We start from the raw sequence: 24,032 nt of genomic DNA on the forward strand, positions 1-24,032 counted from the left end.
CTGTTGACCATGGCTTTGAGCCGGGCCGCGGCGATCGCGGCGTCGAGGGAGTTGATGCGGCCCCACACGCTGGTGGTGCCCGCGGCTTGATCGCGGCCGCCGATGCGGACATCGCGGCTGCGGTGGGCGGTGGCCGCGCGCCGGACGGCGTCGGGGTCGAGGGTGTGGATCCACACGGTGATCGCGGTGTCGAGTTTGTCGCCGGACAGCGTCCCCCAGGTGCTGGCCGCGGTGGCGAACTGTTCGTCGAGTTGGGCCCATACCTGTTCGTCGACGACCAGGGCGCACAGCCACACGATGCGCGCGACCACGCGCTCGCTGACGTGGCCGGCCAGGAAGCGGGCGTTGAGGCGGGGCAGGTGGTCACGCAGGGTGACCGCGGTGTCCATCAGCGCCAGGGCGCGGCCGTGGGAGACGGTCAGTGCGCACCCGATCTGGGCGGCGGCCTCATCAACGGGGTCACAGGCCCACCGGGTGCGCGCCGGATCAGTGTCGGCGGTGGTCTCGGCGCGGCGGCGCCGTTCGGCGACCGCGGCCAACAGTCGGGCCTGGGCTGCGGCCGCGGTGCTCGCCCAGCCGGTGATCGCTTCGATCAACTCGCCATCCGAGATGTCGGCCAGAGCGGCCGGACCAGGAAGCGAACCATCGAACATGTGTGCGATTTTATCGACGCAGAGCGACCGCACACCCGCGGATCGACCGTCCGCCGTCCACGCTGGGGATAAAAACGCGATTGGGGATAACCCCAAGCAGGGCTCGACTCGCGACTCGGAACAACCCCAAGGCGGAGCGGGGTCCGTGGATCGGGATAACGCCAAGCAGGGCTCGACTCGCGACTCGGAACAACGCCAAGCAGGGCTCGACTCGCGACTGCGGATAACCGCTTTCTGCCACCCGCCGCTCAATTTCTGCCAACGGAAATCAACCGCCTGACCTGCGGGTTACACCGGGCAGACCTCAAGATCAGAAAAGGGGAAGTCGACATGAACAAGATCACTTTTGCTACCGTCGCCGCCGCCGGCCTGTCCGCCGCCATCCTCGGTCTGGCCGCTCCGGCCGCCGCTGCACCCAGTGGCTCGGACGCCCAGGCGACCATCAGTCAACTGGAAGCCGACGGCAATCGCGTCATCGTCAACCGGCTGTCGAGTGCGCCGTTGTCACAGGCGGAGGTTGTCGCGGTACGGCCCGGACCGGCGCTGCGCGGCACCGTGCCCAACGCGGGCTACAACGACGACAACCGCCAGGGTGTCGTGACCGGCCAGGTCTACTACGTCGACGTCCGCTGAGCGGACGGTCAGGCAGGGGTCCGCTGAGCGGACGGTCAGGCAGGGGTCCGCTGAGCGGACGGTCAGGCAGGGGTTCGCTGAGCGGACGGTCAGGCAGACGTCCGCTTAGCGGACGGTCGGGCAGGGGTCCGCTGAGCGGATTGTCGACGACGAGGGGCGCCCAACCGGGCGCCCCTCGTGCGTCTGTTGCCCCTGGAATCGAGATGTACAGACCCAAGCCTTGAGTGCTAGCACTCGCGTGTATAGAGTGCTAGGTGGCAGTCGGACCGCCACGTGTCGACACCCGCGACGACGGCGCGAGGAGGACCACCGACCGCCACGTACACACACCTACATCAGTAACAGTGAAGGGGCTCCATCGTGGCGAGCGTGAACATCAAGCCACTCGAGGACAAGATCCTCGTACAGGCCAATGAGGCCGAGACCACGACCGCTTCCGGTCTGGTCATCCCCGACACCGCCAAGGAGAAGCCGCAAGAAGGCACCGTCGTCGCAGTTGGCCCCGGCCGCTGGGATGAGGATGGCGAGAAGCGGATCCCTCTGGACGTGTCGGAGGGCGACGTGGTGATCTACAGCAAGTACGGCGGCACCGAGATCAAGTACAACAACGAGGAGTACCTGATCCTCTCGGCCCGCGACATTCTGGCTGTCGTCAACAAGTAAGCGATCGTGTTCCGCCCCGGACGTTCCCGCACGCGCGGGTGATGTCCGGGGCGGCACGCGTTTTACCCCTCGACTAGGGAAAGACATCTATGAGCAAACAGATTGAATTCAACGAAACCGCGCGCCGCGCGATGGAGGCCGGTGTCGACAAGCTGGCCGACGCCGTCAAGGTGACGCTCGGCCCGCGTGGTCGGCACGTGGTGCTGGCCAAGGCTTTCGGTGGACCGACCGTCACCAACGACGGTGTGACCATCGCCCGCGACATCGATCTCGAGGACCCGTTCGAGAATCTCGGCGCGCAGCTGGTCAAGTCGGTCGCCACCAAGACCAACGACGTTGCCGGTGACGGCACCACCACCGCGACCGTGCTCGCACAGGCCATGGTCAAGGCCGGGCTGCGCAACGTTGCCGCGGGCGCCAACCCGATCGCGTTGGGGTCGGGCATCAACAAGGCCGCCGATGCCGTGTCGGAGGCGTTGCTGGCAGCGGCCACCCCGGTCAACGACAGCAAGGCCATCGGCCAGGTCGCCGCCGTGTCCTCGCGCGACCAGCAGGTCGGCGAGTTGGTGGGCGAGGCGATGACCAAGGTCGGCACCGACGGTGTCGTGACGGTCGAGGAGTCCTCGTCGCTGAGCACCGAGCTGGAGATCACCGAGGGCGTGGGCTTCGACAAGGGATTCCTGTCGGCCTACTTCGTCACCGATTTCGACTCACAGGAAGCCGTCCTGGAGGACGCGCTGGTGCTGCTGCACCGCGAGAAGATCAGCTCGCTGCCCGATCTGCTCCCGCTGCTGGAGAAGGTCGCCGAGGCCGGTAAGCCGCTGCTGATCGTGGCCGAAGATGTTGACGGCGAAGCGCTCTCGACTCTGGTGGTCAACTCGATCCGCAAGACGCTCAAGGCCGTCGCGGTCAAGGCACCGTTCTTCGGCGACCGCCGCAAGGCGTTCCTGGACGACCTCGCCGTCGTCACCGGCGGACAGGTGGTCAACCCTGACGTCGGCCTGATCCTGCGCGAGGTGGGCCTGGAGGTGCTGGGCACCGCCCGCCGCGTCGTCGTCGACAAGGACAGCACCGTCATCGTCGACGGTGGCGGCACGCAGGAAGCCATCGACGGCCGAAAGGCGCAGCTGCGCGCGGAGATCGAGAACAGCGACTCCGACTGGGACCGCGAGAAGCTCGAAGAGCGGTTGGCCAAACTGGCCGGCGGCGTCGCCGTCATCCGCGTCGGTGCTGCGACCGAGACCGACCTCAAGAAGCGCAAGGAGGCGGTCGAGGACGCCGTCGCCGCGGCCAAGGCCGCCGTGGAAGAGGGCATCGTCGTCGGCGGCGGTGCGGCCCTGGTGCAGGCCCGGGCCAGCCTCGACGACCTGCGCAAATCGCTGAGCGGTGACGAGGCGCTGGGTGTCGAGCTGTTCGCCGGCGCGCTGGCGTCCCCGCTGTACTGGATCGCCACCAACGCCGGCCTGGACGGTTCGGTCGTCGTCAACAAGGTCGCTGACCTGCCTGCGGGACATGGCTTCAACGCCGCCACGCTGACCTACGGCGACCTGGCCGCCGACGGTGTGGTGGACCCGGTGAAGGTCACCCGCTCGGCGGTGCTGAACGCGGCGTCGGTGGCGCGCATGGTGCTGACCACCGAGACCGCGGTCGTCGAGAAGCCCGAAGAGGCGGAGGACGACGGCCACGGCCACGGCCACGGCCATCACCACCACCACTGAGTGCACAACGAGAAGCGCCCCCGATCCGACAGGGTCGGGGGCGCTTTCGTGTGTCGGGTCTGTCATCGCTGTCCGGAACTTTCGCGCCGCCGTGGAGCGGCGGAACGGGGTGGCAGCGCGCGCATCTGCTGCAGGGCCCGGCTCATGATGTCGCCGAGCGTGGACACGTCCTGGTCGGACAGCGGGTCGAACAGCAGCCGGCGGACCACCTGGATGTGACCGGGAAGCACCCGGGCGACCCGGTCCCGCCCCTCCGTGGTGATCTCGACCAGGGTGGCGCGCTGGTCCTGCGGATCGCTGTGGCGACTGATGAGCCCCGATCTCTGCAGCAGCGCAGCCTGATGGGTCAGCCCGCTGCGGCTGTACACGACGCCGTCGGCGAGTTCAGTCATGCTCAATGCACGCCCGGCGTCGACGAGCTTGGCGAGGATCTCGAACTGGACATAGCTGAGCCCACCTTCGGCCTGCAGCTGTTGCTGCACTGCGTGCTGCAGCAGGCTCACCGCCTCGGTCAATGCGAAGTAGGTGCGCATCTGGGCCGGTTCCAGGGGATCCACCACGGCTCGAGCATAATGCTTCGATATCGAAGTAGTGAGACGCCTATCACTTCTCGTCCGGAAATGCTTCGACATCGAAGCGGGTTACTCCTGAGGTAACCGCTTCGACATCGAAGCAAATAACGGAGGAGAGATCATGAAGGCAGCTCTGTACCGCCGCTACGGCGACGCGGACGTCGTGGAGTACGCAGACATCGCCCGCCCGGCCCCGGGTGCGGGGGAAGTACTGGTGAAAGTGGCCGGGACCTCGTTCAACCCGGTCGACTCGGGTATCCGCGGCGGGTACCTGACCGAGGCGTTCCCCATCAACTTTCCGCACGTGCCGGGTATCGACGTCGCGGGCACGGTCGCCGAGGTCGGCGACGACGCGACCGAGTGGAAGGTCGGAGACGCCGTCGTGGGACTGCTTCCGATGACCGCCCCGGGAGCGGCCGCGGAGTACGTCATCGCTCCAGCCGATGTGCTGGCGCCTGCTCCGACGACAGGCGTGCTGGCCGACGCTGCGGCGTTGCCGACCGTGGGTTTGACCGCGTGGCAGGCGTTGTTCGAGGTGGCGCACCTGCACGACGGACAGGCGGTCTTCATCAACGGGGCCGGGGGCGCGGTCGGAGGCTATGCCGTTCAGTTGGCGAAGGCGGCCGGCGCCGTGGTGACCGCGACCGCGAAACCCACTGACGCCCAACGCCTGCGTGACCGAGGCGCCGACCGGGTCGTCGACTATCTCGACTATCGGACGACGCCATTGGCCGTCGACGGACAGCCGTTCGACGTGGTGCTCAACCTCGTCAGCACCGATCCGGAGCAGACGGCGGCGCTCATCGACATCATCACCGACGGAGGGGTCTTCGCGGGAACCATGACGTCTGGACCTGACGCACCCCCGCGCGGTGTGCGGGCGCAACGAGTCTTCGTGCGCAGCGATGCGGCCCAGTTGCGCGATCTGGTTCAGCGCGTCGAGACGGGACAACTCGTGATCGACGTCGCCGACCGCCGCCCCTTGAGCGCGATCGCGGCCGTGCACGCCGACGCCGACGCGGGACGGCTTCCCGGGAAGACGATCGTCACGCCCGCCACGGACTGACGCGAAACGGGATACGCTGCTCGTGGACTCGGGTCACTGGAGGATTCATGTCCGATACGCGTCGGCGTCGCGCGGCGGCCGGGCTTCTCGCCCCGGCCGCCGCGCTGACCGCGATCACGACGGCGGCGCCACCGGCAGCCGCCCAACCGATGGACCCCATCCCGGGCAACGGTTTCTTTCTCGTCGGGCCCGACATCTCGCCCGGCCTCTACCGCACCGCAGGGACGGCGTCGGTGTTCGGGGTGTGGATCAACGATGTCCCGACACAGGACTCGATGTGCCTGTGGTTCACCTACAGCACCCCCGATGCGAACAAGGACAACGTGGTGTCGACCAACATCTCCATGGGCCCGATGTTCGCCAACATCAACTCCACCGTCATGGCATTCGAGTCGCGCAACTGCCAGCCCTGGACCCGGGTGAGCTGAGCCGGTCACCGCTCGTCATCCGGGTCGCGCCGGATGTGACGGCGGATGAACGCAAGGGCGGCGAGGACGAGCAGGACCGTCGCCGCGAGGTGCAACCACCGCCCGCCGATACCGCCCGGATCGGCCGTCTTGAGGTCGTCCATGCCGCCGAGCAGTTCGAGAAGCTGTTCGAGGGTGGGGCCTTCGTTCACCTCACCACCGACGGCGTCCGACGACTCCAGGATTCCGGAGCGGACATCCGAGCGCTGCGCGCAGTCGAGGTCGTTCACGTTCTGAACCACATTCACCGACGGCGGCAGGGCAACCTGCTGGTATTCCTGCTCCGGGATCATCAGCAGTCCCTCGAGCAGCATCGGGTTGTCGTCGAGTTTGTCGATCACCACGGAGTGCGCGCCGCCCTCCGCGGTCACCACACCGAGATCGAAGTACGCGTAACGAAGGTTCACCGGAATGAGCTCATTGGGAATCAGTTGTGCCAGTTGATCTGCCGAGAGTCCCGAAACCGGCGTGGCGGTGCGGTTGGGGTCGTAGACGACCTGCTTGCCGAAGAACTGGAGCGAATCGGGCGGAGAACGCAGCTCCAGCTGGTTGTCGAGACCGAGGGACTTCGATCTCACGTCGAGATCATTGGCGGTCGCGGCGGCGCGCATCAAGACCCGGTATCGACCTGTCTCCGGAACGCGAACCGGCACTTTCACTTCCGTGGCCCGTGGCAGTCCGGTGAACGACCCCGCGAGGGTGCCGAAGATGCCGGGGGTGACCATCTCGGTGCGATTGAACTTGGTGAACGAGAACATCAGGAACAACCGGAACATCGGTGACAGATAGTAGGCCGAGGTGATGACGTCGGAGTTGAAGGCGTTGCCGGTCGGGGTGGGCGGGAAGAAGCTCGGTGGGTGGTCTACCGACCAGATGTCCAGGGCAGCCTCCCGCGGATCGGCGGCGATGAGGTTGACGGGCTTCCCGTCCTCGGTGCCCTCGAAGTCCGAGATGTAGGCGAAGTCGTAACACCGGCTGAGGTCCAGCCGGTCGAAGACTGTGTTGAGGAAGCCATTCCACGAGGTGTCGAACAATAGGACCGGTCTGTCCGGCGGGGCCGGGTCGTCAAGTCGGTACAGCACGAAGCTGTCGTTCTCGTAGAGCTGCTGCACGTGGTTCGGAACCGATTCGATGCCTTCTCGCAGATAGGTTTCGATGTCCGGCAGATACTCGGCACCGACGCCGCGGTTGTTCTCGATCTGCTTGTTCAGCACCAGGTACTCCAGGCCCATGTCGCGTGCGATGTCGACCCACCAGTCCTGCTTGTAGTACAGCGCGCGCAGCAGCAGGAAGAACTCGAATTTGTTCTTCTTGTCCCCCGTCAAGCCGTAGTAGAAGCTCGGCTGGTCCAGGTAGTAGATGTAGAACTTGTCGATGAATTTGTGCGGCACTCCATCTGGGCCGACGACGAGCTTGGCGGTCTCCGTGGGTGGAAGGACGACGGTCTTGCCCTTGGGCAGTTCGACCAGCTGTTCCTTCAGGGCCCGCAGATCTTCCAACGGATAGGCTGAGAAGAAGTCGTCGAAGTCACCGGTGGTGTAGGCCGACCGGTAGCTCTCGTTGGACAACAGCGGTGTGAAGAGTCCGACGCCCAGTGCGATCGTCAGCGCGACCGGGATCGCGGCGGTGCCCCGCACCCGCGGTCCGGCACGCGCGGACATCCGCCGGCCGAGCACTCCCAACGCCCACGCCACGGCCAAGCCCAGCAGCAGCGGGCCCAGCATGAACAGGATCAGCTGGAATCGATGCGGAAACCGCAGCACCTGAACGACCGTCGAGGCGATTCCGAGTGTGGCGTCGCCTGCGGTCGCGTTGATCTCGGCGACCGACCGGGTGAGCGCGGCGACGGAGCGGTGGAAGGTCGGGAACCAGGTCGGGTCGCCGTATCCGACGGTGGCCCAGATCGCGAAGGCCACGTTGACGTAGATGACCCCGAAGAGCTGGCGTTGCGGTCGTCCGGTCAACAGGGTGCGTCGCACCGCCGGCACCATCACCGGCACCAGGATCAGGATCGTGTAGACGATGTTGGAGACACGGGGAACCTTGGCGAGGTAGTCGCCGAAGTTGACCTTGTCCATGATCCCGGCGAGATCCCAGGACAGGATGTGCACCAGCGACACCGACGCGTCGCGGATGAAGTAGTAGTCGCCGGGCACGGTTTCGGAGAGGTCCGGTACACCACGCAGTGCAACGAATTTCACGAACAACGCATAGGGCACCAGCGCGAAGACTCCCAAGGACGCAAGCGCCCAAACGCATTTCATCGTCGTCGTGGCATTCACCCGCGCGAGTGCTGCCCGCAGCTTCGCCATGCGTCCCGCGGATCGCCGGAAGTTGCGCAGTTGGGCTCGTCGGGTTCGAACCGGAACCCGGACCGCCGCCCAGAATCGGCTGAGCCCACCGGAGCGCACGGCCTTGGCCGTCTCGCCGATGACGAGTGTCATCACCGCCAGTCCGAGGAACAGGGCGAACAGCACCAGGTAATGCACCGCGGGATTCAACAGCGTCACCAGGCACGCGGCGATCATCCGTCGACCCCACCGTTTCGCCCGGAACAGCAACGCGTCCATCATCATGTAGGCGCTGATCGTCATCAGGCACATGCCCAGGACCAGCGTGTAGAAGTGGGTCACCTTCGCATAGATCATGATCATGTAGATCAGGGCCGTCGGCGCGGCGGTCGCGAGGTAGACATTCGTGGCGGGCAGAGCGGGAAAGCTCCGGCGCATGAACCACGAGGTGGTGAGGTAGGCGGCGCTGACGATGGCGGGCAGCACGAGCAACACCGCGAACGGGAGCACCATGTAGTGCCGCAACCAGGTGGTCAGAAACGAATATCGGACCCTGAACTCGTATCCGTTGGTCAGTTCGTTGAATTCACCCGCCGCCTGTTCGAAAAGCTGGCTGTCGGGGTTGAAGAACGGGACCAGTTCGTCGCCGACCAGGACCCGCTTCCCGGACAGGATGTCGGGTATCGCCAGCGCCACGTCGCGGAAGACCACGAAGCTCGCGACGAAATACACTGCGCAGACCACCGCCGCGATGCGGTGGTGCGCGCAATTGTCCGCGGTGAAACGGGATCGGTGTCGACCGGTACCGGCGGCGCCGTCATGCGCAGGCCGCGACCCGCGGGGACGGGTGTCGTCGGTCTGCTCGGCGGCGATCGTCACGCGGCGGGCAACTCCCATGTTCGCGACGGGGCCGCGACCCAGGCACGCAGCGATGCGAATGCCGACGCGGCGTCGCGCCGCTTGACAGCTGCCATGGCGGCGATTCGGTCGCGTTCAGCGCCTCCCGAATCGGCCGCGCGCAGGATCGACTCCGCGAGAGCGGCGGAGTCCAGATCGGCGGAGACGTCGAAGGACCGGCTTTCGATGCCCAGCTGGGCGACGAGCTCGCGCACCTTCACGTCGTAGGGCAGCGCGACGACCGGACGGCCCACGACCACTGCGAGAACGATGGCGTGCAGTCGCTCGCTGACGACGACGTCGCAGTCGGCGATGAGGGAGGCCACCTCGTGATGGTCGGCGGGGGCGTGGACGTACACGCGGGCTTCCGCGCGGCCACTGACCCGCTCGAGGACCCGCTCGAGCACCTCGAGATCGGTGCCGGCCTTGAAACCGCACTGCATCGGCAGCGCGTGGAACTCGACACGACGCGCGTGGGCCACCTCATCTAGCGCGGCGACGAGTCGATCGAGGAACTCGTCCCATTCGTCGGCGGCGTCGACGTCTTTGTTCAGATTGACGGCGATCCGGAGCGGACGGTCGGGGCCGGGCCCGGGACGATCGGCCTGTTGGCCGAGTGAGACGGCGTCGCGCGCCCACACCGCGTCGGGCACCAGCCGCACCTTGCGCCGCGGGCAGCCGACGGACAGCGCGAATCGGTATGACCCCTCGTCCCGCACGGAAATGAGCCAGACGAGACGCAGGATGGCCTTGACCAACAACCTGCCCGGCGCGGACGCCACGGGACCGATGCCGACGTTGGCCATCATGACGGGCTTGCGGGCCAGTCTGGCCAGCAGCACCACGGCGAGCACCATGGTCAGCGTGGCGTACCGCCATCTGCCGACCGAGCGGTACAACTCCTTGAGAATGTTCCCGCCGCCGAAGATGACGACGTCGCAGCGCCACAGGTGCGTGAGCAGTCCTCGCCGGTCCGAGGCGGTGTCGAAGACCGTGACGTCGAACCGCTGGGCAAGCTGGGCGGTGGTCGCGGCGGGCGCGTACGAGTTGACCGCGTAGGCGTTGTCGGGCCCCAGCTCGGTGAGGAACGTGTCGAGCAGAAGCTCGTCGCCGACGTTGGCCTGACCGTGGGTGCCGAGGAACAGGACCCGGCGGCCGTGGGGTTGCGGCGACACGGACGACAGGCGGGGGGACACGGTCGCCCCGCGGGCGCTGTGCGTGGTGGCGGTCATGTCATCGGCCTCCGTGCTCGTCGGATCGATTGTCGCAGAGGTGTGCGCCGCCCACGAGCAAACCGGTGACGGCCATCGCAGCGACCTGGGAGAGCGCCATCGCCATCGGTGTGGTGCCGAAGGTGATCAGCAGAAGTGTCTGCAGCGCAGCGCCCAGCAGAAGGGCAACCGGTGCCCGCCAGCGGCCGGCGGCCAGGTCGAGGCTGGCGATCAGATTGGCCACAGCGAACAGGGTGGTCGCGATGGCGTACGGAACGAGGATGTCGACCGTGTCGGTGTAAGCCTCTCCGAGCAGGAGCGGTGCGAGCGTCTCGCCGACCAGCGCGAGTCCGAGAATGCCTATCGTGCAGGTGGATACCACCATGGCGAGAGCTCGGGACGAGGCCGCCCGCCGCTCCGCGGTGTTCTCGGCGCGGGCGATGACGGGAAACGTGCTGTGCACCACGGCCCACGAGAGGAAGAACAGTCCCCTTCCGATGACGGCGGCCGCGGCGTAGCCGCCGGCGGCCTCTGGTGACATCAGGGCCTTGGCCAGCACGACGTCCCCGTTGGCGATGACGACCTGTCCGACGAGCAGGACGGTCGCTGCCACCGAGACGGCGGCGGTTGCAGGGGGCGCGGCGGATGTGGTGTCCCGTTCGCCGTGGGTCGCGGTCGCCACACGGTGGCGGACGACGAGCGCAGAGGCCACGAACGACACCGAGATCGCCACTGCCGCCCCGATCACCCCGAACCCGAGGGCGAGCATGACCAGCGCGATCCCGACTCGGGTCACCGCCTCCACGGCGTAGCTGATGGCCAGCCGGCCCAGCCGCAGATCGCCCTGCAGCGCCCCGCGCATCACCGCCTGCGCCAGGTAGACCGGGAGACCGATCCCGATCACGACGAACAGCAGCGGTGTCGAGGCGCTGAAGGTGTGCGCGAGCACCGACGAGCCCAGCACCAGCGCGGCCGCCGCAGCGCCGCCGAGTCCCCAGGCCCAGCGTGTCAGCCTGCGGCGCACCGCAATGGCCACCGGATCGTCGATCGCCCCGCTGCGGGCCGACAGCAGCTGCAGCGTCGCCGCGGCCGCGGCCGCGATCAAGACCACGTTGACCGCGAGGTTCGCGTCACCGAACTCCGCCGGCGACAGGAACCGGGCGAGCACCAAATTGAGTGCGTAGTTGGCGGCGCTGACCCCGAGCATCGTGACGGTCAGGATCGCTGCGCCGTCGAGATGCCTGCGGGCCGCGCTCGGCGGCGTCGGTTTCACCGCGTTGGGCGGTTCGGTGGTGAGCACACGTGTCATCGTCGGCGGTGGTTCTCAAGCGGGTACGCGGTGAAGTCTCAAGAAATCGTCAAGATTGTCGAGCGTCGGTGGGATAGCTGGAAACTTGTCTATCCCTTGAGATTTCGTAGCACGTCTTCTTGAGGCGCCGTCCTTACGTTCGATCGCAGAGCGAAAGGACCCCCCATGACCTACCCCGATTACGCCCACTGGCGCGACACCCGACTCGCCGGCACGCCGGATGTGACGGTGGTGATCCCGGCCTACAACGAATGCGACCGGATCGTCCCGACCATCGGAGCCATCTCGGCGCATCTGTGTGCATCGGGGTTGTCCTGGGAGTTGGTCGTCTCCGACGACGGCAGCACCGACGGCACCGCCGACCTCGTCAGGTCGCTGCGATTGGCCAACGTCACGGTGCTCGAACCGGGGGTCAACCGCGGCAAGGGTGCAGCTGTCCGAGACGGTGTGATGGCGGCACGAGGCCGGTTCGTTCTGTTCAGTGACGCCGACATGTCCACGCCGATCGAGGAATTCGACCGCCTGCTGACCGCCGTCCGACGCGGAGTCGGTGTCGCGATCGCCTCCCGGGCAGCCGAGGGAGCCCAGGAGTGCGGTCGCGGACGCCTGCGCAGCTTCATCAGCGCGGCGTTGCGCGGTGGCGTGCGCGCAGCCACCGGGGTGCGCGTCAAGGACACGCAGTGCGGCTTCAAGCTCTTCACCCGCGAGTCGGCCCGGATGCTGTTTGCCGCGTCGCGCGTCGACGGCTTCTCATTCGACCTGGAGGTCCTCTGGTTGGCCCAACGCTGGGGTCTGGACATCGAAGAAATCCCCGTGCAGTGGATCGAGGCCCCGGGCTCCAAAGTCAATCCCGGCCGGGAATCGCTGCGCTTCCTCCGCGACGTTGCCGCGCTGCGCTACCGCGATCTGCGCGGCCAGTACACCTCCAGCGCGGTCGCCGCCGCCGCGTGATGCGACCCGTCCACCCTTCACTGCCCGAGACGAGGAAGAACATGACAGTCACCGAACGCCTGCGGGTCGGCCTGGTCACCGCGTATCCGCCGAGTCAGACCACCCTCAACGAATACGGATACCACCTGGCCCGTCACCTGGCTGCCAAGCCGGAAGTCGACGAGCTGGTCCTGTTCCACGACGACGTGGCCGACGGTGTCGGCGATGTGCCCGACGGGGCGCGGGCGGTGCCGGCCTGGCGGTACGGCTCGCTACGAAACCCGGTGCGCATCGCGCGTGCGGTCCGGGCGGCTGACGTCGACGTCGTTCTCGTCAACGCCCACTTCACCAGCTTCGGCGCCACCAAGGTCGCGGCGGCACTGGGACTGTTCCTGCCGGTGCTCCTTCGCGCGCTCGGGATTCCGAGCATCGTGTTGCTGCACAACCTGGTCGACACCGTCGACCTCGAAAAGGCCGGATACTCGTCGAGTCCGCTGCTGACCAGGATTCTGTCACTGGCGGGCAGCCTGGTCACCAGAATGGTGCTCGCCGCCGACAAGGTCTGCGTGACCATGCCCCAATACGTGGACGTCTTGCGGACGAAGTACGGCGCACGGCACGTGTACCTGGCACCACACGGGAGCTTCGAGGAGCCGGACGCCGTCGAACGTGACCTCCTGGCGACGCCGTCACTGCTGGCATTCGGCAAGTGGGGGACCTACAAGAAGGTCGAGGTTCTTCTCGACGCGCACGCGCTGCTGCGTTCGCAAGGGGTGGACGTCGAGGTCGTCATCGCCGGCACCGACAGCCACAACGCGGTGGGCTACCTCGACGCGATCAAGCGCACCTACCGTGATCTGCCGGGCGTGCACTTCACCGGCTACGTCCCCGAGGAGGACGTCCCGAGCGTGTTCGGCTCGGCGACGATCGCGGTCTTCCCCTACACGAGTACGACGGGATCTTCGGGCGTCCTGCACCAGGCCGGCTCCTACGGCTGTCCGGTGGTCCTGCCCGACATCGGCGACCTGGCCGAATGTGTGCGTGAAGAGGGCTTCGAAGCGCTCACCTTCGATCCCGGTGATGCGCACTCTCTTGCCGGGGCCGTGCGCGCGCTGCTCGTCGACGCCGACCGCAGGAACGCCATGGGGGAGGCCAACCGGGCTGCGGCATGCGGCATTCCGCTCGCCGACGTGGCCGACTGGCACCTGGCCCATCTCCAGGAGATCCGTGTGCTGCCGCACCTCACCGGCGCCGAATCTTGACCCGATCCTGACAATTGCGCCCCCTCCGCCTTGCAGATGGCTCCCTAACGTCAGAAGTGGCCGGACCGCGGCCCTGAACCAACCCGACAACTCACACGAGGTGAACCATGATCGCAACGACGACGGCGATGGCCGCCGACATCCCCGTGACATCAGCGCACACCACCGCGGAGGCGATCGTCCTGCCGCGACGCTTCGACGTCCACGAGGTCACGCGCTTCGACGCGGCGGTCAACCGGGTGTCGATGCCAGGGACGCTGGTGGTGATCGACGGGTCCGCGGTGCGCTACCTGGACCGGGCGGCGATGGACGCGCTGATCCAGGCCCGGTTGCGGTGCATCGACCACGGCGGAGACCTCGCACTGTCCGATCTCAGCGTGGCCGCCCGCGTCATCCTCGAGCTGACCGGACGGTACGACGCGCTCAACCCGCGCAGGGATGCGGCATGAGCGTCACCATCCTTCGGCCCCGGACCGAGTGCGATCCGGTCGAGGCAATGCGGCTCCGGACGAGCTTCACGACGGCTGTCGGCAACGGAGCCACCGGCGTCATCGTCGACCTCACCGGTGTGCGTGAGCTCTCGGGAGCGGGCCTGGCGGCGGTCACCCATCTGGTCACCCAAGGCGCGCGGACCGGCATCGCGGTCCGGGTGTTGTTGCCAGAGCAAGGATCCCGGGCCGCGCGCATCATCGAGCAGGCCGATCTCGCACGGTTCCTCCGCCCTGGCGGGGTGTGGAACCCGACACCAGCCGGTCGAAACCGAACAGCAGCCGGTCGCGGCGTGACGATCGCGAGCCGCCGCGCTGCGTCATTGCAGCGGTCGTGACACCCGACAAGGAGTGACTTCCCATGGACCCGGACATACTGTGCGCATTCCGCAACAACCGGCGCCTGCGCCGGTCCGCGTGGGGGTGCAAGGATCCTTTGCCGCACCGGCTGAGCGAACGACCCCCCAACGCGAGGTTTCGGCCCGCGGCCGCCGGTGATGAAGGCACACTGGGGGAGTGCGCGTGTTGATCGTCGATGACTCCCCCGAGGTGGTCGAGTTGCTGCGGCCGGTGCTCATCCAGGACGGCCACGAGGTCGCTGTCGCCGACAACGGCCGCGACGGTCTCGACCTCGTCGGCAGCTTCCGACCCGAGATCATCCTGCTCGACGTGGTGCTGCCCGAGATCGACGGTCTCGAGGTGTGCAGACGTCTGCGAGGATCCTCGGACGCCCACGTCATCATGCTCACCTCGAAAGACCACGAAGTGGACCGGGTCGTCGGGTTGTCGATCGGCGCAGACGACTACGTCACCAAGCCGTTCTACCCACGGGAGGTGTCTGCCCGGATCAGCGCAGTGGGCAGGCGGTCCCGAGCCACGACAATCGAATCGCCCTCCGAACCGCAGGAGCGGGTGTTCGGTGACCTGCGCATCGATCCGGCAGCGCGCCGGGTGTCGGTCTCCGGCCGGGAGGTGGTGCTGACGAAGAAGGAGTTCGACCTGCTCGACGCGATCACCTCCCGCCCGAAAGTCGTGCACACCCGGGAGATGTTGCGCGACGGCATCTGGGGTCCGGACTGGTTCGGCGACGACCACGTCGTCGACGTGCACATCGGCAACCTCCGCAAGAAAATCGACAGTGCCGGCGACAAGAGCCGCATCGAAACCGTGCGGGGTGTCGGCTTCCGTCTCGCCGGCAGCTGACTTTCCGTCACCGTAGTTCGAGGCCGGCCGGTCCGACGGCGAGATGCACGTCGATGACCGGGTCGTCTCCGTTCAGCCGCTCACGGATCAGAAGGAGAACCTGGCGATCGAACTCGTCTGGGCTGCCGGGGTACACCTGCCCGGGTGGGGCGTCGCTGTGCAGGATCAACAACTTGCCCGACCGCGCCGCCAGCTGATGCCAGCCACCCTCGCACGCCGCCACGAGATCGGCCAGCGGTACGCGCTCTCGCGCCCCGTCGGTTCCGGCGGCGGCTGCGGCGACATCGAGGGCCCCGCGCATCTGCGCGAGGAGGTTTCGCAGTTCGGCGAGCTGCTGCGCACTCAGAGATGTTTCCTCGGAAAGTGATTCGGCCATGAAGAAGAGCGCTGTCAGCGGTGTGCGCAGATCATGGGTCAGTGCGGCCAGGCGCCGCTCGCTGTCAGTCACCGCCTCGGATGCCGCTCGGCGCGCCGCCTCCAACTCCGAGGTCCGCAGGGCGAGCTTCTCTTCCAGCTGCTGGCGCAGCTCCCAGCGCTCAGACGCGACTCGCTCGGCGATCGCCTCGGCCTGATGTCGGGCCGACTTCTCGCGGGCCAGCCGGCGCTCGAGGCGCGCGACGGTCGCGGCGTGATCCTCGGGTTCGCTCAACCGGCGGCCTTGATGCGGATGGTGCAGCGGGAATCCCCACGCTGACGGCAGCTGGGCTGGTCGACCACCACCGCTTCACCGTAGAAGTCCGCGACCCCCATCACCAGCCCCTCGGCGAGCATGCACATGTCGCGTACCGACAGGTAGTCCAATTCGAGTTCGTCACCGTTGTCGCGCAGCGCGAAGCGGGGCACGCTCGCTCCGGGATAGAGCTTGAGGACCTCGGGGTGGATCACGGCGTTGACCTTCGGCAGAAACTCACGCAGCGAGGTCGGCGCCTCGGGAAAACCGGCGTAGCGGGCCATCAGCGGCTTGAAGGTGAGCCGCCCGAGCGTGCGTTGGACGTCGTCGACCGAACACCCGAGCCGGTCCGCCGCGGCATGCGCCAGAGCAACCAGCTCGGCGTCGGGGTAGTTTCCCAGAGCCGTGTAGGCCCCTTCCAGGTCACACGCGGTCAGCAGCTCATCCCACATCTGCTCACCCCAGCGCGCCGACACCGCCTCCTCGACCGCGTTGAGCAGGACACCCTTCATCACGATCCTCCTTGGTTGACAAGCCGCCCGAGTCGCGCCTGCAGGCACGCGATCGAGGCATCCACCAGGTCCTCGAGCCCGGTCTCCGACATCTCAGCGACCGGGTCGGCTGAATCCTCGACGGCTCTGAGCCGTTCGGCCAGCGCCACTGCACCGAGCATCACGCTCGGGGATCGGATGGCATGGGCACTGCGCCGCACCGCATCCGCGTCGCGGTCGGCGGCAACGTGACGCAGCTCCGCGAGCCGGCGCGGCATTTCGGCCACGAAGGCCGCGACGACCTTCTGCAGTGGCTCGGTGCCGAGCTCCTCGATCATGCGGTCGATCCGCGCCTCGTCGAGGATCTTCGCGTCCGTTGTGTTCTCCAGCTGACCGTTGGTGTCCGGCCTGCCCGTCGCGTCCTGTGGGCGACCCGCACCGACGAAGCGGCTGATCTCCGCGGCAAGGGTGGACGACAGAAGCGGCTTGCCCAGGAAACCGTCCATTCCCGCCCGTTCGCACGCGTCCCGGTTGGAACCGACCGTCGATGCCGTCAGCGCCAGGATCGGGATGTGCGCGCCGGTGCTGCGCTCGGCGGCCCGGATACGGCGGGTCGTCTCGTATCCGTCCATGACCGGCATGTTGCAGTCCATCAGCACCACGTCGAAGCGTTGCGTATCGAGTCGTTGCAGCGCCTCGTGTCCGTCGGCGGCGGACACACAGTCGTAGCCGAGCTTCTGCAGCTGCGTCTCGACCAGCAGCCGGTTCGTCGGATTGTCGTCGACGACCAGAATCAGCTTGCGCGTGGTGTTTTCGCCGGCGGCCGGCGCCGAGACCGACCTCGGCTCCGGCGGTTTCGCCTCCGGCAGCGGCAGGGTGAAGTGAAAGGTCGAGCCGTGGCCTTCGAGGCTGGCGACCTGAAGACCGTCACCGCCCATGGCTTTGACGAGCCTGTCGGAGATGGCCAGCCCCAGCCCGCTGCCGCGCTCGGCGTCGGAGCCCCGCACCTGGGCGAAGGGCTCCATGATTCGCGCGATGTCCTCGCCCGGGATCCCGGGGCCGGTGTCGGTGACGGCGAACCGGATCAGATCTGTGCTCGTCTCGTCGACACCGGAGACCTCGAGATCGACCCGGCCTTCGCGGGTGAATTTCTTGGCGTTCGACACCAGGTTGCGCAGCACCTGGTGCAGTCTGTCCGCATCTCCGGTCCGCCAGTTCGAGATGGTGGGGTCGACGGAGACGCCGAGTTGCAGGCCCTTCGCTTCGGCCTTGAGCCGCGACATCTCGATGACCTCGTCGACCATCTCGCGGAGCGGAAACGGCTCGGCCGCGATCGTGGTGCGCCCGGCGTCCAGGCGTGACAAATCGAGCAGATCCGCGACCAGGCGGGTGAGACGTTCGGCTTCCATCCGGATCCGGCGCGACCACTCGGCGGCTTCGTTGCGGCCCTCAGCGCTGAGCTGATGCTCCAGCAGTTCGGCGAAGCCGAGGATGGCGTGGATCGGGGAGCGGATCTCGTGGCTCACCGTCGCCACGTAGTCAGATTTCTGACCGGCCAACCCGATCGCATAGTCGAGAGCCCGTTGCAGCTCCAGTTCCACCTCCACCTGAGTGTCGATGACCCGAAGCGAGACGATGACGCCGTCCACACCGCCTTCGACATCGGTGTAGGGCTTGCCGTGTCCTTCGACCCACCGGTATCCGCCGTCGGCGGTCGCGATCCGGAATCGTTCCACCGCTGCCTTGCCGTCGGCGATCCTGCCCAGCGCGGCGAACACGTCCTCGAGATCGTCCGGGTGAATCCGGGGCACGAAGTCCGCGCCCGTCCAGACCTCCGCGGGCCAGCCGAACGCCGCCTCGATGGACGGGGAGACCCAGGTGGGAACGGTGCCCCGCAGGTGAGCGACGATGTCGACGGCGTTGTCGGCGAGTATCCGATACCGCTCCACTGCTTGAGCCCGGTGCCGCTCGGCCTCCTCACGGGCACGGCTCTGGGCCAACTGGTCGCCCATCATCCGGTGGACCCGGCGGCTGATGAGGAAGAAGGGGATACCGAGAATGAGGGTGGCCATCGTGACCGACAGAACCCACACTTCGTTGCCGCGAAGGCCGAACTGCAGCAGGATCAGGCGCCAGATGGCGACCCAGATCGGTACCAGCGCGAACGTCAGCACCAGCCGCACCAGCATCCTGCGGTCGGGCCGGGCCACCAGCCAGGCCACCGGCTGGCGGTCCGGACGTGAAGCCATGGTCGCGTCGACGAGAAGCGCGAGCGCGACCGCCGTGGTGGCGTTCATACCGACCACCGGCGATCCACTGAGCATCTGCGCGGCATCGAGCAGGTAGGTCACCAGCGCAACGAGCGGCAATGCCCCGGCCGCCACAACGCTCACCGACCAGGCCCGGGCGACCCAACGCCCGTCCTGTTCCAGCAGCGCCACCGCCGCGGCGAGTGCGGCAACGGACAACGCGGTCTGCGCGGCCGGGCTCGCGGGGCCCGTCTGCTGCAGCAGATCCCGCCCGAGCAAGACGACCGCGAGCGCGCCGGCCACCACCGCCAGGCCGCGCCCGACCCGCACTGTGCGCGGGGTCGGCCGTCCCGACTGCAGCCACACGGCTGTGCCGAGCGCGGCCAGCAGCCCGGAACTCCACGGAGCCATCGCCGGCCAGTCGGGGTGAATCTGCGCCAGCAGTTCGATGCCGGTGGTCCGGTCGAGGAGGTCGAGCAGTATCAGAGCGAACACCAGCGCGACGGCGCCGCGAATCCACCACACCAAAGGCACGTCAGCGTCGGTTTCAGCCACCCGAATCACCCACCCCTCAGCGATTGGAGCGTACTCGGCACTGGTCGCTCGCGGGCCCAAAGTCCCTAGTGAAGCCCGGCATCTGACGGCACACTCGATGGTCATGGCCACCCCGATCACGCGTCGCGTTGCGCTCACCGCCCTGGGCGCCCTCGCGGCGGGAAGTGCGGTGGGCATCGGCTGTGCGCGACGGATCGTCGGCGGGCCGGGCCTGGACGGGATCCGCCTGACCCAGGGGCCCGGCGGGGGCATGGGTGTCGGCCCGGTCGACATGCGGGCCTACATGGACATGTTCCGGCGGCACACTCAGATCAACCGGTCCGTCGACGCGATCCCCGGCGGTGTGCGCACCACCACCGAGTCGGACGTCCCTGAACTCGCTGCGCAGCTGCAGGCGCACGTCTCATCCATGTACTCCCGCCTGGCTGAGGGCCGCGAGGTGTCGTGCCTGAGCTCGAGCCTGCCCACGCTGTTCCGTCATGCCGCGGACTACCAACGCACGCTGACGTTCACCTCTACCGGGGTGATCGTCGAGGAGACCGCCGGGGACCCGGTGTTGGTGCAGGCTATTCGGGACCATGCGGCGGAGGTCAGTGGGTTCGTGCGAGACGGGATGCCCGCGATGATGCAGGACCTGATGGGGCCGGGCGGGATGATGCCGGGGCCACATCACCGGTGATCCGGAGCGGCGGCCTGACATGATCTCCAACCATGGCATGGGAGTGGGTGCCCCACGTCGCGACGGCCACCGTCGGCGTGGCGGGCATCGTCGGGACGTGGCTCACCGCCAACAGAGGACTGGCGCACGAACGCCGGCTGGCTACCGAAGCGCGCCAGCAGCAGCGGCTGGAGAACGCCTACGTCGGCCTCCTCGATGTCGCCGAGCGGGTGGGGCACTGGGCGCAGCTGGCCTGGCCGGTACTCGACAGCGACCCGCCTCGGCCGGTCCCTGAGCTGCCCCCGCTGGCCGAGCAGGCCCACACCGAGGCCCTGGTGCGCGCGTTCGGTTCGGACAAGGTGCTCGAGCGGATGAAGACCTGGCGCGACATCGTGCGCACGATGCGCGCGCTGGACATCCAGATCCGGGCAGCGGACGGCGGTCAGCCGGACGCCAGGAGAGACTTCGAGGGCTTACGCGCTCAGGAGATGGTCGCCCGCGAAGCGCTCGGCGACCAGGTCGCCGTCGATCTCGGGCACCGCTAGACACATCTGGACGCGACGACACCCCGGCGGCAAAGACCGGCCGGGGTGTCGCGACACTTCGGGTGAAGGGACGGTTCAGGCGGTACGGCGGATGCCGCGCTTGAGGAGCAGTTCGCGCTCGGACTCCGACAGGCCGCCCCAGATGCCGTACGGCTCGCCGACTGCCAGCGCATGAGTGCGGCACTGGGTGATGACCGGGCAACGCCGGCACATCTCCTTGGCGCGCATCTCACGCTGAGCGCGGGCCCGGCCGCGCTCTCCGTCGGGATGGAAGAACATCGCGGAATCGACGCCCCGGCAAAGCCCTTGCATCTGCCAATCCCAGATGTCGGCGTTCGGACCGGGTAACTGCTGCGGCTGTGGCATTTCGAATACCCCTCTCTACACACCCATTTCGCTGCTCACTGGATGCGTGAGTCGTGGAACAGATCCGAGCACAGTCGCCGATGACCACTCGTGCACACAACGTAGAAGGGCTTCGGAATTCGCGTCAATACTCTGGGTATGTGCGGAACCGCATATCGGCGGGCGCAGAATTTACATTCCGTTCATCGTCGTGACCCGTGCGCAGCGAGTTCGGTGCTAGTCGCGCGTGAACCGGGTATGGCTGTCGCACCGTTTGTGCTGATCAGTCGGCGCCGTACCGCTCGGGTATTCAAGGCGGCCGAGTAGGCAGTTGACATATCGGTAACACGCGATCAATCAACTGTTAACTGACGCAATTCTCAAAAACCATCCGAATCGGTAGCCTCGCCTTTCGATGAGTATCGGCACCGGGTCGAATGTTGCCGTTCTGACCGACGTCGCGTTCGGCAGCAACCCCGGGATGTGGCCGCTGCCTCGAGCGGTGACGGCATCCGAGTTGTGGCTCCGCGCCGTCGCCTCGGCCGGGCAGGGTCGCTACAGCTGCGCGCTGGCCGACCTCGAGCAGCTCGACCGCCTCGCCGACGCCGGCACGCTTCGTGCGCTGGGGCTCAGCACCAGAGCGTCCTTTCACCGCCAACTCGGCTGGCATGATCGGGCGCGCCCGCTGGACGGTCAGGCACTGGCCCTCGCGGGTGAGGACGCCCAGAGCGGCGCCGACGCGTTCATCGGACTGGCCGCCGACGCACTGGGGGTCGGCCGGTTCGCGGCCTCGGCGTGTGCGCTGGCCCGCGCATCCCGGCTGGTGGACGACGCCGGCGCGCCGCGGCTTCCGGTTCGGCACGCCTGGGTGTCGGCGGAGCTGGCCATGGTGCGGGGTGAAGGTCCGGACGCGGTCGCCCACGCCGACACCGCGCTGGCCCTCGCCGACGACCTCGGCTCGGTCCGGCACCGCGTCAAGTCGACGGTCGTCCTGGCTGCCGCCCTGTGCTGTCGGGGCGAGACGGCCGCCGCGAGCCGCCGGGCCGACGAAGCGCTCGCCGGTGCCGGGCAGGCCGGTCTGATTCCGCTGCGATGGGCGGTGGCCGGCTTGCTCGCCGACATCGGGAGTCAGACGCACTCACCAGCTCAGATCCGGGGCATTCGGGACGACTGCGTCGCAATCGTGACCAGATGGGGCGGCGTGTGGCGTCCACGGTAAGCGGGTTGGGCCCACGTCAATAGTTATTGTTTAGCTGAGCCACGCCCCGAGGCGGGCTTCTGCCGCCAGGCAGCATCACCTCCCACCAACGGGATGTGTCCCGCACGTAACGCTGGAGATATCGGCCACGATGACATTTTCGGGAGAACGTCTCGATGCTGTCGTTGCCAAGGCCGTGGCAGGCGATCGAGATGCCCTTCAGGAAGTGCTGGCGACCATCCGCCCCATCGTTGTCCGGTATTGCCGGGCTCGGGTGGGGACCACGGAACGCAGCGGTCTGTCAGCTGATGACGTTGCACAGGAGGTGTGCTTGGCCGCCATCACGGCGCTGCCGCGCTACAAGGATCAGGGACGACCCTTCCTGGCCTTCGTCTACGGCATCGCTGCACACAAGGTCGCTGACGCGCATCGTGCCGCCGGACGCAATCGGGCTGACCCGATGGACGTCGTTCCGGAACGGTCCTCGAACGACGCCAGCCCCGAGCAGCTGGCGATCGACTCCGAATCGTCGGCCCGGATGGCCGTCCTGTTGCAGACCTTGCCCGAGAAGCAGCGCGAGATCCTGATCCTGCGCGTCGTCGTCGGGATGAGCGCAGAAGAGACCGCGGAAACGGTCGGCAGCACTCCGGGCGCCGTGCGCGTCGCCCAGCATCGCGCGTTGGCGAAACTGAAGGCCGAGCTGACGGCGGCGGGGCGTGACCATGCCTGACTTCGGACGCTGGAACGCCAACGGCGGTGATCCGTCCCTGAGCGACATCAACCGCAGCGATCAGTTCCTCGACGCGCTGGCGTCGGGGGGCCCGGTGTACGCCGCCGATCAGGGCGAGGCGGAGCTGGCCGATCTGCTGGCCGGCTGGCGCGACGACATCCGCGAGACTCCGACCTCGGTCAGGGTGACGCCGCAGCAGGCGGCGCAGGCGCTGGAGCGCGCCGGTTCGTCGAGCAGACGCCGGCGCCTGTCGCTCGCGGTGGTCGGTTCGGCCGCCGCCGCGGTGCTGTGCCTGGGCGGGTTCGGCGCCGTCATCGCCGGCGCAGGCCCCGGTGACGCGCTGTACGGGCTGCGCACCATGCTGTTCGGTGAGCAGGCTGCCCCGCGCGACGACGCGGTGATCCTGGCCGCCCAGACTGAGATGCAAGAGGTCCAGCAGCTCATCGACCAGGGTGACTGGCAGGCTGCGCAGGCCAAGCTGGAGGCGGTCACCACCACGGTCGCGACCGTCGGGGACGTCGAGCGCAAAGAGGAACTGGTGAGTCAGTGGCAGGAGCTCACCGTCAAGGTGGAGGCACAGGACGCCGCCGCGACGGTCCCGCCGGGCGCGCCGCTGCCGACCTTCCCGGAGTTGCCCGCCGTGGTGCTCGACCCGTTGACGCCGGCCTCAGAAACCTCGGGAACCTCGGGAACCTCGGGAACCTCGGGAACCTCCGAAACCTCGGGAACCTCGGGGACAGAGACGACTGCTCCGACCTCGGAGACGACGGCACCGTCGGGAACGACGAGTTCCCCGACCTCCGGGACGACGGCGCCGAGCACTTCGGAACAGGAGGAGGCGACTTCTCCGTCGGCGACGACGTCGAGCGCTCCGTCGACGTCGACATCGACCTCCACGTCGGGGACGCCGCGGGCCACCACCACGGCGCCGTCGGCGACAACGACCACCCCGTCGGCCGCCCCCTCCTCTGCGGGACAGTCCACGTCGACGTCGGTCGTCACGCGGGCCTCGTCGTCGGTGGCCGCCACAGCATCGTCGGCCGCGCCGAGTGGGACACCGTCGGTGACGCCGAGTGGCACGGCGACGACGACGGCCGCGGCACCGTCTGCGGCGGAGGAAGAGGTCGAAGAGCCTGCATCGACGCCCGCAGTGCCCCCGGTGACCACGACGACAGTGCTTCCGGTGGCGCCGATCGTGCCCGACGAGCCGAACTAGCCGCAGGCGGCC

The 24,032-nt window shown here is 67.7% G+C and carries 24 protein-coding genes; 15 read left to right on the forward strand and 9 right to left on the reverse strand.

Features of this window, described 5'->3' with window-relative positions; all coding sequences use genetic code 11:
* Positions 1–653, reverse strand: a 653-nt coding sequence (locus tag J3476_RS22015) for a DUF222 domain-containing protein (RefSeq protein WP_207068478.1), incomplete at its 3' end; no start/stop codon positions are given.
* A 330-nt stretch (positions 654–983) separates the two neighbouring features.
* On the opposite strand from J3476_RS22015, the gene J3476_RS22020 reads away from it, so the two are divergent.
* From J3476_RS22020 to groL, 3 genes are all read left to right on the forward strand, one after another.
* Positions 984–1,286, forward strand: coding sequence for a hypothetical protein (locus J3476_RS22020; RefSeq protein ID WP_207068479.1), 303 nt, complete (start codon positions 984–986; stop codon positions 1,284–1,286).
* 360 nt (positions 1,287–1,646) lie between these two features.
* Positions 1,647–1,949 carry a co-chaperone GroES gene (groES, locus tag J3476_RS22025; RefSeq protein ID WP_152515832.1) on the forward strand — a complete coding sequence of 101 codons (303 nt, stop codon included), beginning with the start codon at positions 1,647–1,649 and terminating at the stop codon, positions 1,947–1,949.
* Between the two features lie 89 nt (positions 1,950–2,038).
* Positions 2,039–3,667, forward strand: coding sequence for a chaperonin GroEL (groL, locus tag J3476_RS22030; RefSeq protein ID WP_207068480.1), 1,629 nt, complete (start codon positions 2,039–2,041; stop codon positions 3,665–3,667).
* 62 nt (positions 3,668–3,729) lie between these two features.
* On the opposite strand, the gene J3476_RS22035 is transcribed toward groL, so the two are convergent.
* On the reverse strand, positions 3,730–4,227 hold the full coding sequence (locus J3476_RS22035) for a MarR family winged helix-turn-helix transcriptional regulator (RefSeq protein ID WP_207068481.1): 498 nt from the start codon (positions 4,225–4,227) through the stop codon (positions 3,730–3,732).
* A 133-nt stretch (positions 4,228–4,360) separates the two neighbouring features.
* Between J3476_RS22035 and J3476_RS22040 the strand changes: the two genes are divergently transcribed.
* Positions 4,361–5,305 carry an NADP-dependent oxidoreductase gene (locus J3476_RS22040; protein ID WP_207068482.1) on the forward strand — a complete coding sequence of 315 codons (945 nt, stop codon included), beginning with the start codon at positions 4,361–4,363 and terminating at the stop codon, positions 5,303–5,305.
* A 47-nt stretch (positions 5,306–5,352) separates the two neighbouring features.
* Positions 5,353–5,733 (forward strand): hypothetical protein, encoded by a 381-nt coding sequence (locus J3476_RS22045; RefSeq protein WP_207068483.1) that lies wholly within the window; start codon positions 5,353–5,355, stop codon positions 5,731–5,733.
* 5 nt (positions 5,734–5,738) lie between these two features.
* Here the strand turns inward: J3476_RS22045 and J3476_RS22050 are convergent, their stop codons facing one another.
* The 3 genes from J3476_RS22050 to J3476_RS22060 are packed head-to-tail and all read right to left on the reverse strand — an operon-like array spanning position 5,739 to position 11,471.
* Entirely contained in the window at positions 5,739–8,942 is a 3,204-nt protein-coding gene (locus tag J3476_RS22050; RefSeq protein ID WP_207068484.1) for a hypothetical protein, read from the reverse strand.
* The gene (locus J3476_RS22055; RefSeq protein ID WP_207068485.1) at positions 8,939–10,192 is read right to left on the reverse strand and encodes a polysaccharide pyruvyl transferase family protein; all 1,254 of its coding nucleotides are present in this window, start codon (positions 10,190–10,192) and stop codon (positions 8,939–8,941) included. Before J3476_RS22055 ends, J3476_RS22050 begins: the two co-directional genes overlap by 4 nt.
* Position 10,193: 1 nt before the next feature.
* On the reverse strand, positions 10,194–11,471 hold the full coding sequence (locus tag J3476_RS22060) for an oligosaccharide flippase family protein (RefSeq protein ID WP_207068486.1): 1,278 nt from the start codon (positions 11,469–11,471) through the stop codon (positions 10,194–10,196).
* A gap of 174 nt (positions 11,472–11,645) precedes the next feature.
* On the opposite strand from J3476_RS22060, the gene J3476_RS22065 reads away from it, so the two are divergent.
* The 5 genes from J3476_RS22065 (at position 11,646) to J3476_RS22085 (ending at position 15,363) form a co-directional block, all read left to right on the forward strand.
* Positions 11,646–12,431 carry a dolichyl-phosphate beta-glucosyltransferase gene (locus J3476_RS22065; RefSeq protein ID WP_207068487.1) on the forward strand — a complete coding sequence of 262 codons (786 nt, stop codon included), beginning with the start codon at positions 11,646–11,648 and terminating at the stop codon, positions 12,429–12,431.
* A 41-nt stretch (positions 12,432–12,472) separates the two neighbouring features.
* The gene (locus J3476_RS22070) at positions 12,473–13,672 is read left to right on the forward strand and encodes a glycosyltransferase (RefSeq protein ID WP_207068488.1); all 1,200 of its coding nucleotides are present in this window, start codon (positions 12,473–12,475) and stop codon (positions 13,670–13,672) included.
* 107 nt (positions 13,673–13,779) lie between these two features.
* On the forward strand, positions 13,780–14,121 hold the full coding sequence (locus J3476_RS22075) for an STAS domain-containing protein (protein WP_207068489.1): 342 nt from the start codon (positions 13,780–13,782) through the stop codon (positions 14,119–14,121).
* Entirely contained in the window at positions 14,118–14,498 is a 381-nt protein-coding gene (locus J3476_RS22080; protein ID WP_207068490.1) for an STAS domain-containing protein, read from the forward strand. Before J3476_RS22075 ends, J3476_RS22080 begins: the two co-directional genes overlap by 4 nt.
* 184 nt (positions 14,499–14,682) lie before the next feature.
* Positions 14,683–15,363 carry a response regulator transcription factor gene (locus tag J3476_RS22085; protein ID WP_207068491.1) on the forward strand — a complete coding sequence of 227 codons (681 nt, stop codon included), beginning with the start codon at positions 14,683–14,685 and terminating at the stop codon, positions 15,361–15,363.
* A 7-nt stretch (positions 15,364–15,370) separates the two neighbouring features.
* Here the strand turns inward: J3476_RS22085 and J3476_RS22090 are convergent, their stop codons facing one another.
* Genes J3476_RS22090 through J3476_RS22100 form a run of 3 tightly spaced genes read right to left on the reverse strand, consistent with a single transcriptional unit; the run spans position 15,371 to position 19,328 of the window.
* Entirely contained in the window at positions 15,371–16,012 is a 642-nt protein-coding gene (locus tag J3476_RS22090; RefSeq protein WP_207068492.1) for a histidine kinase dimerization/phospho-acceptor domain-containing protein, read from the reverse strand.
* The gene (locus J3476_RS22095; RefSeq protein WP_207068493.1) at positions 16,009–16,545 is read right to left on the reverse strand and encodes a heme NO-binding domain-containing protein; all 537 of its coding nucleotides are present in this window, start codon (positions 16,543–16,545) and stop codon (positions 16,009–16,011) included. Before J3476_RS22095 ends, J3476_RS22090 begins: the two co-directional genes overlap by 4 nt.
* Positions 16,545–19,328 (reverse strand): response regulator, encoded by a 2,784-nt coding sequence (locus J3476_RS22100; RefSeq protein WP_207068494.1) that lies wholly within the window; start codon positions 19,326–19,328, stop codon positions 16,545–16,547. Before J3476_RS22100 ends, J3476_RS22095 begins: the two co-directional genes overlap by 1 nt.
* A 103-nt stretch (positions 19,329–19,431) precedes the next feature.
* Here J3476_RS22100 and J3476_RS22105 point away from each other — a divergent pair, with 103 nt between their 5' ends.
* Together J3476_RS22105 and J3476_RS22110 are read left to right on the forward strand one after the other, a co-directional pair.
* Positions 19,432–20,007 carry a hypothetical protein gene (locus tag J3476_RS22105; protein WP_286183533.1) on the forward strand — a complete coding sequence of 192 codons (576 nt, stop codon included), beginning with the start codon at positions 19,432–19,434 and terminating at the stop codon, positions 20,005–20,007.
* A 32-nt stretch (positions 20,008–20,039) separates the two neighbouring features.
* Positions 20,040–20,531 carry a hypothetical protein gene (locus tag J3476_RS22110; RefSeq protein ID WP_207068496.1) on the forward strand — a complete coding sequence of 164 codons (492 nt, stop codon included), beginning with the start codon at positions 20,040–20,042 and terminating at the stop codon, positions 20,529–20,531.
* A 75-nt stretch (positions 20,532–20,606) separates the two neighbouring features.
* On the opposite strand, the gene J3476_RS22115 is transcribed toward J3476_RS22110, so the two are convergent.
* Positions 20,607–20,897 carry a WhiB family transcriptional regulator gene (locus tag J3476_RS22115; RefSeq protein ID WP_152515838.1) on the reverse strand — a complete coding sequence of 97 codons (291 nt, stop codon included), beginning with the start codon at positions 20,895–20,897 and terminating at the stop codon, positions 20,607–20,609.
* Positions 20,898–21,291: 394 nt separating this feature from the next.
* Here J3476_RS22115 and J3476_RS22120 point away from each other — a divergent pair, with 394 nt between their 5' ends.
* The 3 genes from J3476_RS22120 (at position 21,292) to J3476_RS22130 (ending at position 24,020) form a co-directional block, all read left to right on the forward strand.
* Positions 21,292–22,095, forward strand: a complete 804-nt coding sequence (locus J3476_RS22120; protein WP_207068497.1) for a hypothetical protein — start codon at positions 21,292–21,294, stop codon at positions 22,093–22,095.
* Between the two features lie 130 nt (positions 22,096–22,225).
* Positions 22,226–22,804, forward strand: a complete 579-nt coding sequence (locus tag J3476_RS22125; protein ID WP_152515840.1) for a sigma-70 family RNA polymerase sigma factor — start codon at positions 22,226–22,228, stop codon at positions 22,802–22,804.
* Positions 22,797–24,020, forward strand: a complete 1,224-nt coding sequence (locus tag J3476_RS22130) for an anti-sigma-D factor RsdA (protein ID WP_207068498.1) — start codon at positions 22,797–22,799, stop codon at positions 24,018–24,020. Before J3476_RS22125 ends, J3476_RS22130 begins: the two co-directional genes overlap by 8 nt.
* Positions 24,021–24,032: the final 12 nt, after the last annotated feature.

It is taken from the genome of Mycobacterium sp. PO1 (assembly GCF_017312405.1).
Classification (GTDB): domain Bacteria; phylum Actinomycetota; class Actinomycetes; order Mycobacteriales; family Mycobacteriaceae; genus Mycobacterium.